Genomic DNA, 10820 nt, shown 5'->3' on the forward strand with positions numbered 1-10820 from the left:
GAGTCCGAGATCGGGAAGCTTCACCTCCCACTTCGGCTGCCGATAGTCGCGCCATAGCGCCGGCGTCGTGGCGACGAAGAAGGTGCGGAGCAGCTTCTTGGCGATGTCGCTTGTCGTCGGAACTTTGGCGCCGGTCACGAGTTGCAATTCGCCGCCGATGTCCAGCCCTTCCGTCTTCGGATCGTCGACGACGACGGCGCCGAACATGTAGGGATGGACCTTGCAGGTGAAAACATAGAGCCCCGGTTTGTCGAAGGTATGGGTGATGCTGGCGTTCGACGGCTTCTCCTGATCGACCGGGAATTTGTCGGCGCCCGGCTGCCAGGCGAGACTGGTGATGGTGTGATCCGTATTGGTGTCCGTCATCTTGATGAGCACCGCCTCGCCAGGCTTCACCACAACGAGCGAGCCGCCGCTCTTGGGGTCCTTAAACCATTTGCCGGGCTCGTCGGTCATCTCCAGCACGGCCGACGGTAGGACGCCGGGGCGGCTGATGATGACGTCGTCAGAATTCACGGCGTCTTTCGCCTGCGCCGCCAGCGGCGCGGCCAGCGAGGTCGTCGCCACGGCCAGCGTCAGAAAGGATACGCAGTTCATGATCGTTGCGCGGTTCATGCCCTTAACTCCCATTTTCGTTATTGATTATTCGATGACGCGGAAATCGCCCATCATTCCGGACTGCATGTGTTGGATGACGTGACAGTGGTAGTGCCAATCGCCAGGACCTACGCCTTCGCCCGCTTTAACGACGAAGGAGGTGCGGCTGATTGGGCCGATGTTGACGGTGTCGACGCCTGCGGTTGTTCCGGGCTCGATCCAGCGATGCGCATGGAGGTGGAAAGTATGGAACGCGGTGCCAATGCCGATGACGTGGAAGCGCACCTTTTCGCCCATGCGCGCGCCAACGGTCGGATTGGTCCACAACGGAATTTCCTTTCCGCCTTCGACAATGTGATTGAGCTCCTGACCCCAGAAGGTTGTTTCGTGCATCCAGAGGATGAACTCTCGTTTGATCTCCGCGAGATCGACGTCAACGACTTTGCCATCGATGAGGGCGGGGACCTTGCCGCTTGCTGGGTTGATGATGAGCGTTCCGAACAGCCCCTTGTCCTCGGCCCCGAGCATCGGATTGCCGAAGGTATGATCGTGATAGGCCCAAGTGCCCGCCGTTCCGGGCGCGGCTGTCCATTTGTATGTGTAAGGCTTGCCAGGGAACGCGGCTTCGTCGGCGACGCCATTCAAGAGCTTCATCGTGCCATCGCTGTCGATCTTGTAGTGCACGCCGTGGACATGAATGCTGACTGGCAGCTGCGCATCAGCAATGCCATGTTGAAGGGTCACTTCGGCGACGTCCCCCTCTTTCATGACGAGCGTGGGTCCAGGGATGGTGGCGCCACTCGCATATCGCTCGGTAAGGTCGCTTTCTTTTCCTGCGGGTGACTTGACCTTGTGACTGACCATTTCATAGGCCAGCTGACCTGACGGCATTGCGCTTGCCTTGAGCGTGATCAAATGCTGGTCGCCAGCAGAGGCTGCGCTCGCCGCCGTAAAAGTGCCCGGCCATATGAGCAATAGCGCGAACGAGAGTGAAAACCCGAACCGCCCGCGGAATTTTATCATCGCATCATACTCCTTTCGGACCGAGAAGCGCACGACAAGACCGCGATCACTGCGATCGCGCGCCAGCCGGTTCGATCCGATACGACTTAGATGCGATGGGACGTCGGGGTCTTACCTCGGAGGTGAAGATTTTTCTCCGCCCACGAGTCTGCGAAGGGCCAGATAAACCTCTTCGCACTCGGGACACTGATGCATATGGTGCTTGACCTCAGGCAGCATGGCCCCGGCGTCCTGGCCGGAAATCTCGATGTCCACGTAACGTGGAAGTTCATCAAAATATTGCGTGCACAGCATCTCCTCTCCGCTCTTCGCGGCGAAGACGGTGTCGATGAGGCGGGTAAAGTCTTTTTGTTTCATGTCGGTTTCCGGCACACCCAATTATGAGATGCGCTGAACGGAGAATGTCTTACCCTCCGATAGAAGATGGGATCCGGATCCCGGCTCGTCAAACACGGCAATAAGATCCTTGTGCGTGACGCCTTCTTCGAGCAAAGCCTGCTTGAGCCGCTTACGCGCGTCGTGGATGAGCTTATAGAGGCTGTTTCGGTTGGAGCCGAGCCATTCTGCGACCTCGTCCAGCGGCATTCCTTGAAAAGCATGGGCGACGACCACTGTTCGCTGCAAAGGCGTGAGCCTGGTGTCGATGAGCCGCATTAGTAGAGCCCACGCTTCGCGCTGCTGAAGACTGCGTTCTGGTCCAGGCTCTTCGATCGGCCAAACCGGCAGAACTTGACCAAGTTGCGCACGTTCGATGGTAGTTTCTCGCCAGCGGCGACGACGCAATTCCCCAAGCACGACCCTGATGGCGATCGAATAAGCCCAAGTCATAAACCGGCTTTCGCCACGAAAGTCTCCAAGTTTTGCTTGGATAATGAGAATGGCCTCTTGTGTGCAATCTTCAGCAAGGTGCTGCGCTTCATCTGAGCGCAATGATTCTCGCGTCGCGTAGCTTTTCGCCAAATAGGCCCGAATCGCCGCGAGCAGTCTCGCTCGAAGGTCCGCAAGCGCCGACTGTTGGCCTCTGCCTTCCTCCCGCAGCGCCGTCAGCCACTCTGAATTGGATCGTTGCATTATCTGTCCGTCATGGCTCCAGACGCAGCCGGCCGCCTCGGCGTCGCGAACATTCAACGACACAGTCTAACAACACATCCGCGCAAAAGCCATCCATCTACGGAGCGTTTGAAACGTCCGCTCTTCGGAGAAGGAAACGAACGGCGGCTGACGACGCGATCCATGATCGCTCGAGGCGCCGACGACGCAATCACGATCAACGTCTCATCGACGAAACACGCTTGACGCCCATTTCCGCCGCCCGATACAGGCGCCAGATAGCTTCCTCGGCTTCGCTTTGTTCGAGACTGCCAAATCCGAGGCGTAAGCCTCTGCCTTGATAGGGCGGAGTTTCGAACGATCTGGAAGGAAGAAAGCGTAAGCCTTGAGACGCCGCATTCTCCTCGATGGCGTCGAGCGTCGATGGATCAGGGAACTTCACCCAGAACGCCAAGCCACCACTTGGTGCGCTGAATTCGATCAAATCGCCAAGCGCATTTTGGAGCGAAGCCGCGAACGCGTCGCGCCTCTTCAGATAAATTTGGAGCGCCTTACGAGCATGGCGACGCAATTCTCCCGACTTGATCAATTCGGCAACGGCGAGCTCTGTCAACGTGTTGCCCTGTCTGTCGACGATCGCCGCCTCGTTGGCCATGGATTTGATGACTTCCTTTGGCGCCGCGACATAACCGACGCGAAGTCCGGGAACGAGAAGCTTGGACGTCGACCCGATATAGATCGACCGGTGTGGGGAGTAACTCGCCATGGGGAGTAAGGGCTGGCTATCATAATGGAATTCGTGATCGTAATCGTCTTCCAGAACCGCGAACCCGAACCGGCCGGCCAGATCGAGCAGACGCGATCGACGGTCGGCCTTGAGTGACACAGTCGTCGGAAATTGATGATGCGGCGTGACGTAAACGGCTCGCACTCGCCGTTGCCGGCAATATCGCTCGACCTCCTCGACGTCGACCCCTTCGCTATCCAGTCTCACGCCAATGACGTCGGCGCCCGCAGCGACAAATGCGTCGCGGGCCGGCGCATAACTCAAGCCCTCGACCAACACGGTGTCGCCTGGCGCCAATAGGATTCTACTCGCGAGGAAGATGGCCATTTGGCTTCCGCGCGTGATACAGATGTTTTCCGGCGTCCCGATGACTCCACGATGCGTCGAAAGCATCTCCGCGATCAATTGACGCAGATCCATGGAGCCCATCGGATCACCATAGCTCAAGCCACCGACGCGCGTCGCACGCTGTAGAGCCGTCCGGTAAGCATAGGTCAGGGCGCTCGTTCGCAGTAGCCGATAATCCGGCACGCCATCATCGAATGTGACGTTTGGCTTCTCTTGAAAAATGATCATTGGTTCAGGCGCGGCGCGGAACAGGTAGTCTGGCCGCGGCGGCGGGTTGGCGCCGTGGCCGTCAGTTGGGATCAATGAGACGGGTTCCGGAAGCCGATCGGAAACAAAGGTGCCTCGCGTTCCGTTCGTGGCGAGCCAACCTTGCGCGACAAGGTCGTCATAAGCGAGCACGATCGTCTTACGATTGACGCCAAGCGCATCGGCCAGCGTGCGCGTGCTCGGAAGGATCGATCCCGGAAGCAGCCGTCCGCGTCGAATGTCCCGAATAAGAGCGTGAACGACTTGCAGATAGATCGGCGTGTCGCGTCGTGGCTCGATGTCTTCGCTCAGGCTGAATTCCCAGGGTCGCAACATTGGACCCCTCCGTTTTTCAAAGCTGGCGGTTTCAACTGGCCCAGACATCGCTAGCATTAACACGCTCGAGTCTGTCAAGACACACGCAAGGGAGAAAGCCACGATTCAACATGGCAGCACCTGCTACTCAAAGCCGTCCTTGGCGTTGCTGGAGTCTTCAGGCGCTGTAGTTGATGGGTTGATATGACTGCACGATTTCTGCGATTCGCTTCCATGTAAATCCTGATGGGATCGAGGAATCGTTCAAGCTAAATTCTTCACGGTCGCAGCATTGGACCCTTCAATTATTCAAAGTTGGCGGTTTCACCTGTCCGCCGCGACGTTACCAATTAGCTTTCTCTGGCCTGCCCCGACAAGCATGGCTTAGTTGGCTGGGACAGCGCTTCCAAGAAAAGCGGACTAAGCTCCCCCGAGAATCTTGTGAGGGAACGATAAAATGAAGACTGGTGCCATTATAATCGCAGTTGCCTCGTTCGCTGGACTGATCGGTCCGTCTATTGCGTTTGAAGGCATTCGCGGCATACGCATTCAAGGCTTGCTGACGAATGTCAGCTGCGACGTTCGCGAAGAAGACAACCAGGCGTTATGCGCGAGGAAGTGCGACGACGAGTTCATCAGCAGCAAGATGCGCTACAGCGTAGATCCTGTACAAGTTGCTGCCGACAAAAAGGCTTGCGATGAAAAGTGCGGCTGCCCCCAAAACTCCAGATAACATTGAGCCGCTCCGACAGAGGGATGGCGCGTGCATCGTTGCGGATAAGAGAGGGTGTAGACGGTAGCTCGTAAGGCGCCCCGGCGAAAGTGACCCCTGACTTGCTCTGCTCCCCAACATTGGATCGCCCGAAGTTAGAGCTTTCGGGCTTTATTCACGATGACGGGCTGGGCCACCATCGCGCAGTTGCAACGTGATCGGGAATTTGTTCCCGATCGCCCCGTGCGGGCGTTCCTCGTTATAGAACAAGGTTTGAGAACGCCCGCGGGACCGCGCTTCGGAAGCTTTTGTATCCGTGGCATCCTTGGTTTGAGCTCAGGTCGCCGTTCATGAAGCGATCGAGAAGTCTGACGGCGTCGTTTTCCGTTGCACGAAGAGCGGATCTGAGGCGGATCGCTGGCTGAAGGTTCCGGCCTGGGTGTTCGAGCGAGCCGCCTGGGCGGATCAGGCCCTGGCTGACGCACCATTTATCGACATGACGGCGCTCTCGGCGCTGGCCGACCTGTTTCGGGAGGTGTTTAAGCTTCGGGCGACATCATCGAATGCTCCGCTTTCGGGCGCATCAGAACCTCTCACGAACGGAATCGGAGAGAGGCCCATGTCAGCATCGACGCCAACGACGCTGTCAATCGGCGCCAGGGACAGCCGAAGAGTACGTGCAGGCGCTCGAGCCAGACAATCACAGCAGATCGACCTGTTCGGAGACGAAAGGCAGAGCGCGCCGGCGCCGACGTGGCAAGAATTGCCGGTGGAGACGCGGGCCGCACTGACCAACCTGATGGCGCGGTTGATCCTGGAGCATGTTCAGGAAAGCCGGACCGGATCAGCGACGGAGGCCGGCCATAATCTCTGACAAAGTCCGTCCCCATCATCTGGAGCGCAAGGCGCTGCTCTATGCGGACGCGCGAGCATCTAACTGCGTCGTGCGCGGATGCTACCACTGCAGGATTCTAAATTGCACCGAGAGTGAAGCAGAGCCGCTTTTGGTTTAAGAAACTGGAGCGGGCGAAGGGATTCGAACCCTCGAACGCAAAAATTGGCAAGGTTGTGCTCTACCCCTGAGCTACACCCGCATCAGTAGCGGCAAGCGCCGCTGAGGGCGTCCTTATGCCGGAAACGATTTCCGTTAGCAACAGCCCAACGTTGAAAAGCCGATGCTTCGGGAGAGACGGCTCCCGAAGCGTCGGCCGGCCCTCACTGGATCATGCGTGCCGTGCTGCCGGTATTGCCTGTGATGTTGGCGCTGTCCGGCGAAATCAGCGCCGGAACCCAGGTCAGCGCGACGATCACAAAGGCGATGAAGCCGCCGATATAGAGCAGAATTTTTCCCACTTCCGCGCCGCCGTGAACATTGTAGGCCATTTTGCTTTCCTCCCCTTTAGATTGCCCTGTCCGCCGGTTGACCGGCGGAATAGGGAGGCGGCGCGGCGGGAATTGCGCGCGCGCCGCCGCCTCATCGCGACAGCTACAGGGGCACCGTCGTCGATGACGTAGACTGTGTGAAAGTGCCGGCGCGTCACAAGGACCACTGAACGTAATTCCAATGGTACCTGCTGTGGCTCTATTGAATATGAATGTATTGGTCTGAACAATGTGATGTATAAACGATGTAATGCTCAAGCTCGCCGAAGCGCCGCCGGCGCTGTTCAGTAGCAGGGAGAAAAATGGGGCGACGGCGGCTTCGGTATGGCCTCCACTTGACCGCCGTCGCTGGTCCAGGACAGCAACAGGGGGAAGCTATCGTGGATAGGCCGCAGGATTGTGGCGGAAGCCGTTTCACTCAAGGACCACTCGCGAAGAAAATGGCGGTCAGATACTTGGACCTATCGTATTAATACAGTGTGGTCGGCTCGGCGTCCGTGACGCGCCTCGCTTCCGATAGCGTTTGGGCGATTTGGTAACCGGCGCGGAGTAGGTTGGCCTTTTCCAACTTGCGCGTCGGCAGGACCAAATGCAACGCAAGGATTTTCGCGCCTATTTCACCGCCGACCGCGCCGACGGCTTCGCGATGTTTGATCCGGCCGGCTTTGCCGAAGTTGGCTGCGCATGTCCGACGACGAACGAGGCTGGCGAGCCAACGGCGTTCGTTACTTAGATTTTGACGAAAGCCGCAATGACAGCAGTGATCGTGGCGGCGGTCGCGAAGATAGTAAGAATGGCTTTTGTGACCCTCATGAGCGTGTCTCCTTTTTTATCCCGGCAACGCATTTCCGCGGCGCTTTCTCTTCTCCGGCGCGTTCAGCGTTCGGCTAGAGAGACTTCGGGCCAAGCAGTGCAAAGGTTTCGCCGCTTCGCGTCGACGCGCTCTCGCTTAGCTATTCGTAGTCGTACTCGCGCGCCTTGGAACTATCGTTTCCAACGTGAATTTCGTTAAGCTGGTTAAATCGGGTCTGCGTCACTTTACGTGCACATGGCCGTTTCGAATGGAAGCATTCGCGCTCGCAGCAGCTCAATGCCTGCGCGGCCGTACATGGCGCGCTTAAATGCCTTGAGGCGATTGATCTGCCCCTCGGCTTGGCCACTGCTCCAATGTTCGACGATGGCGTTCCTGACGGCCTCGATATCTCGGCTCAACGCTCGCGCAAACTGCTGCATTGAACGCACACCGGAATGCTTTGCGTCATGAAGCCATTTATTGAGCTTGTCCGGATCATCCCCGCGCAGAATGCTTCGAAAGCGCATCGCGAGTTGGCGCATCACCACGAAGCTGGGGGAGGCCTGTTTCAAAACGACGACTTTAGCGTTCTCGGCGGGCGTGAGTCGCCGCGTCGGCTTCATGCAGAGAGAAGCGGCAATGACCGGAGAGATTTGCCAGCCGGTCGCTGGATCGACGGCCCGGCTCTCAATGAACTTTCTAATTTGCTGTTCTGGCCGCCTCCTTTCGATGCCGGTGGCGTGCCATGTCGACAAAAGGCGTTCCAGATTTGAGAAGCTTCCCGTGTAGCCTCGATGTCGAAGGTCGTGAAACAAACGTCGGCCTACCCGATCGCCCTCGGCCCATCGGCGGGCAAGGAACTCTTGGAAATACAGCGGGGAAGTCGGCTTCAACGCCAAGCGGCGACGGTGTAGCGGGAAACCTGTCTTGACCCATTTCGCGTCGGTCCTGTGGTCGACGCCGATCTGCGCAGCGATGTCGACAAAAGTCTTGCCCGAGGCACGCAGCAAACTGACCCGGTCAAATAGAGCTTGTCGCGCGCGGCCGCGCTCGCCACGCCGCGCCGCGTGACAATCTCCGGTGGTCGGCGGGAGTTGGGGACGCCCGGCGAAGCGGCTGACGCGGGTCATGTGTCGCTCGATGCTTTCGCGCAAATTCTGCAGCAAATGGAATCGATCAGCGACTTGTCGCGCTTGCGGCGCTCCCAGCCGAACGCCCTGTGCGTAAAGACCGCAGCGGTCGCGGCTGACGACTTCGATTTCAGGAAGTTGCTTGACCCAATCCGCGGTCTCTTTGGCGGAGCGGGTTTCCAGCACGTCTGCAACGATCCGACGTTCAAGATCGACAACGATTGTTCCGTAATTAAAACCTTTGCGCCAGCTCCAATCATCAATCGCGATGGCGCGCAGGGGCGCCCTGTCGCGACGTTCGGATGAATGACGTTTGAGCTGCCGCAGAATCGCATTATCGCTGACTGGCATCGCCAGTCGCGCCAGCAACTTCTCGCTTGTCCTGCCGCCAGCGGCATGGCCGAACAATCCCACGAGGTCGCTGACGCGCTGCGTTTTTCGCGCAAAGGGAAACGCCGTCGTCAATCTTTCGACGAAAGTCTTTCTCGCGCACCCCTCGTTCAAGCATCGCCACCGCCCCAGGCGCAACTCGAGAACGACAGGGGCTGCCCTGGATTGGAAGGTCTTGCAGGCGCCGGAGGTGCCAACTATGGCATGATGCTGACGCTTCTCCGCACCCGGGGCACGACCGCGCCCCGACTCCATCCGCCGATACGAACCACCGGTTCTCCCGAAATACAGCGCTGCGCACAACCACTCCGGGCCCAAAGGCTAATTTCATCTTCGTCATGCGCCATTGAGGCGCCGAGTTCCGCTTCGGCAATCCAAAGCACGTAAAGTGACGCAGACCCCAATTGAGTGCAACGTGACACGAAGGTCAAGACCGAGGAAATTGTGAAAGCCAATCTCCTCAGCACAAGTGACGAAGCCGAGAAAGGCTGCGCCATCGGCGAATGAACGGATCATGAAAGCTTCTCCCCGCTTCTCCCTGCGCGTCTTAAAAGCCCAAGCGCCGAAACACCTGGAGAGCAGCAAAAAGCTGGGATTAGGCGACTAGCCGCAACTCGTTATCGTTGGGCCATGTCCATTCAACGGGCTGTGGCAGACCGCAGTAGCGTTCGAGAATTCCATTGAGATGAGCGTCCGACATGGAGCATCAGCTGAGCGCCTAAAGTTTTTGCATTTAGCTATATACATATCCTGCGTTTACGAGGTAGTTGGCGCACTCATCTGGCGTGAAGGTCGTCAGGATTTTTGCGATTGCGTCGCTGACGGCGTCGATTGATCGCGCGCAGGCTTTTCGTAGGAGTGTTTTGAGCTTGGCGAAGACCTGCTCGATCGGATTGAGATCGGGTGAGTATTTGGGCAGGAACAGCAGGCGCGCGCGACGAGCGTCTTTTTTTGAATGTGACGCCGATGCGGCGAAAGAACCGGCTCATCACCGAAGCGTCGGCCTTGAGCCCATGTTCGTCGAGCGGCTGGTCGCACAGCGCTTGCAACGTTATGTCGGGTTTCTCAGCGCGAAGCCGCTCCAGAAAGGCGCGATGCGATGCCAGCTTCACCCGCTTGTGGCCGCCCATTTTGCCCGATGCGCGCGAGCCGCTTTGCAAAAAGCGCGCGACCCATTTGATCGCCGCCGACTCGCTGACGCCAAACCGCGCCTCCGCCGCGCGCCGGCTCATGCCTTCTCGAACCACCGCGTCGATCACCCGATCACGCAAATCTTGAGAATATGATCCACCCATCCCCGCTGGCCTCCTAGATAAGGGTATCGTCCGTTATATTGATATCCTTTTCGACAATCGCCTCTCGTCCCGCGATGGGATATGTTTGCGTGGAACTCGCCTGAATTTTTGGTTTAAGCTTGCCAAGTTCTTTGTGCGCCGGTGGTATCGCAAGTGTGAAGCGTTCGAACTGCAATCGCGGTGATCTCTTGGCAGTGTATCCAATGCCGGCGGGATCTCGTTGACGGTCGGTTGCCGTAATGACCGTCACCTTCCGATATGGCTCCGATATTTCGTAGCCGACAGTCAAAGAGGTCGCGTCAGGCCGCGCAGCGCACGCTGATATCCCAACGGCTACGACAGGCCAGATCGTCCATCGAACCGCCCCAGCAAAGGATATTCCCATGGGACTATTCATTCGACAGTCACCTGTCGTTGGCTTGGTGCGCAGTTGTTTCCGCATCACAAATGGAATGGCCAGGCGGCGAATTCCCTTGGTCCGTTGATTGAACCGCCAGGGTACGGCTCCGAACTACAGAAACAGCGCTCAAACTAAGCCAAAACGCTGTTCGCAGGCTCATGGCGACGACGGTTCGCATTTCGTAAGCGTTGCCCGCCAATATCCAGCCACCTAGTTTTACTGTGTCATAAGATGGCAGAATGGGATATTTTGAGGATTCACGCTCGATTCGGAGGGGGCTGTGGATCGAAATGGCTTGGATCCAGGGAGTGAAGGTCGGTTCGTTGAGTCGATGTCGTCGATCTTGGGACA

The 10820-nt window shown here is 57.9% G+C and carries 10 protein-coding genes, 1 tRNA gene and 3 pseudogenes; 3 read left to right on the plus strand and 11 right to left on the minus strand.

The genetic code is table 11. The annotated features are described in order from the left end of the window. The 5 genes from ACR65W_RS08665 to ACR65W_RS08685 all read right to left on the minus strand — a co-directional run. Window positions 1–615 (minus strand): cupredoxin domain-containing protein (locus ACR65W_RS08665; protein WP_434499714.1); only part of this gene is annotated, 615 nt, incomplete at its 3' end. Window positions 616–642: 27 nt separating this feature from the next. Beyond that, the gene (locus ACR65W_RS08670; RefSeq protein ID WP_210327150.1) at window positions 643–1488 is read right to left on the minus strand and encodes a multicopper oxidase domain-containing protein; all 846 of its coding nucleotides are present in this window, start codon (window positions 1486–1488) and stop codon (window positions 643–645) included. 243 nt (window positions 1489–1731) lie between these two features. Beyond that, window positions 1732–1977 (minus strand): anti-sigma factor family protein, encoded by a 246-nt coding sequence (locus ACR65W_RS08675; protein ID WP_175095658.1) that lies wholly within the window; start codon window positions 1975–1977, stop codon window positions 1732–1734. 21 nt (window positions 1978–1998) lie between these two features. Next, window positions 1999–2691: an RNA polymerase sigma factor gene (locus ACR65W_RS08680; protein ID WP_175095659.1), complete on the minus strand. Its 693-nt coding sequence runs from the start codon at window positions 2689–2691 to the stop codon at window positions 1999–2001. Window positions 2692–2887: 196 nt separating this feature from the next. Further along, entirely contained in the window at window positions 2888–4387 is a 1500-nt protein-coding gene (locus ACR65W_RS08685; protein WP_175095660.1) for a PLP-dependent aminotransferase family protein, read from the minus strand. Window positions 4388–4823: 436 nt separating this feature from the next. Here ACR65W_RS08685 and ACR65W_RS08690 point away from each other — a divergent pair, with 436 nt between their 5' ends. Next, a complete protein-coding gene (locus ACR65W_RS08690; RefSeq protein WP_175095661.1) occupies window positions 4824–5099 on the plus strand; it encodes a hypothetical protein in 276 nt (91 codons plus the stop codon). 418 nt (window positions 5100–5517) lie between these two features. Continuing rightward, on the plus strand, window positions 5518–5952 hold the full coding sequence (locus ACR65W_RS08695; protein ID WP_175095639.1) for a hypothetical protein: 435 nt from the start codon (window positions 5518–5520) through the stop codon (window positions 5950–5952). 144 nt (window positions 5953–6096) lie between these two features. Here ACR65W_RS08695 and ACR65W_RS08700 read toward each other — a convergent pair. Further along, window positions 6097–6172, minus strand: a tRNA-OTHER gene (locus ACR65W_RS08700). Window positions 6173–6293: 121 nt separating this feature from the next. Continuing rightward, on the minus strand, window positions 6294–6461 hold the full coding sequence (locus ACR65W_RS08705) for a hypothetical protein (RefSeq protein WP_175095662.1): 168 nt from the start codon (window positions 6459–6461) through the stop codon (window positions 6294–6296). Between the two features lie 589 nt (window positions 6462–7050). Between ACR65W_RS08705 and ACR65W_RS08710 the strand changes: the two genes are divergently transcribed. Beyond that, complete coding sequence (locus ACR65W_RS08710; protein WP_175095663.1) at window positions 7051–7194, plus strand: hypothetical protein; 144 nt, start codon at window positions 7051–7053, stop codon at window positions 7192–7194. 305 nt (window positions 7195–7499) lie between these two features. On the opposite strand, the pseudogene ACR65W_RS08715 reads toward ACR65W_RS08710, so the two are convergent. The 4 genes and pseudogenes from ACR65W_RS08715 to ACR65W_RS08730 form a co-directional block, all read right to left on the minus strand. Beyond that, window positions 7500–9114: pseudogene (locus tag ACR65W_RS08715) on the minus strand (ISL3 family transposase). A 393-nt stretch (window positions 9115–9507) separates the two neighbouring features. Continuing rightward, a pseudogene (locus tag ACR65W_RS08720) lies at window positions 9508–10069 on the minus strand (transposase). Between the two features lie 13 nt (window positions 10070–10082). Next, window positions 10083–10319 carry a hypothetical protein gene (locus ACR65W_RS08725; RefSeq protein WP_434499715.1) on the minus strand — a complete coding sequence of 79 codons (237 nt, stop codon included), beginning with the start codon at window positions 10317–10319 and terminating at the stop codon, window positions 10083–10085. Window positions 10320–10473: 154 nt separating this feature from the next. Continuing rightward, window positions 10474–10820, minus strand: a pseudogene (locus ACR65W_RS08730) (hypothetical protein); the annotation flags it as partial.

It is taken from the genome of Methylocystis sp., from assembly GCF_051062815.1.
Lineage (GTDB): Bacteria > Pseudomonadota > Alphaproteobacteria > Rhizobiales > Beijerinckiaceae > Methylocystis.

Bases quoted from the DNA above. Each gene is read 5' to 3' on its own strand.
- ACR65W_RS08675 (WP_175095658.1), bottom strand. From the start codon at position 1,977: ATGAAACAAAAAGACTTTACCCGCCTCATCGACACCGTCTTCGCCGCG.
- ACR65W_RS08710 (WP_175095663.1), top strand. From the start codon at position 7,051: ATGCAACGCAAGGATTTTCGCGCCTATTTCACCGCCGACCGCGCCGAC.
- ACR65W_RS08705 (WP_175095662.1), bottom strand. From the start codon at position 6,461: ATGGCCTACAATGTTCACGGCGGCGCGGAAGTGGGAAAAATTCTGCTC.
- ACR65W_RS08690 (WP_175095661.1), top strand. From the start codon at position 4,824: ATGAAGACTGGTGCCATTATAATCGCAGTTGCCTCGTTCGCTGGACTG.
- ACR65W_RS08680 (WP_175095659.1), bottom strand. From the start codon at position 2,691: ATGCAACGATCCAATTCAGAGTGGCTGACGGCGCTGCGGGAGGAAGGC.
- ACR65W_RS08685 (WP_175095660.1), bottom strand. From the start codon at position 4,387: ATGTTGCGACCCTGGGAATTCAGCCTGAGCGAAGACATCGAGCCACGA.
- ACR65W_RS08670 (WP_210327150.1), bottom strand. From the start codon at position 1,488: ATGCCGTCAGGTCAGCTGGCCTATGAAATGGTCAGTCACAAGGTCAAG.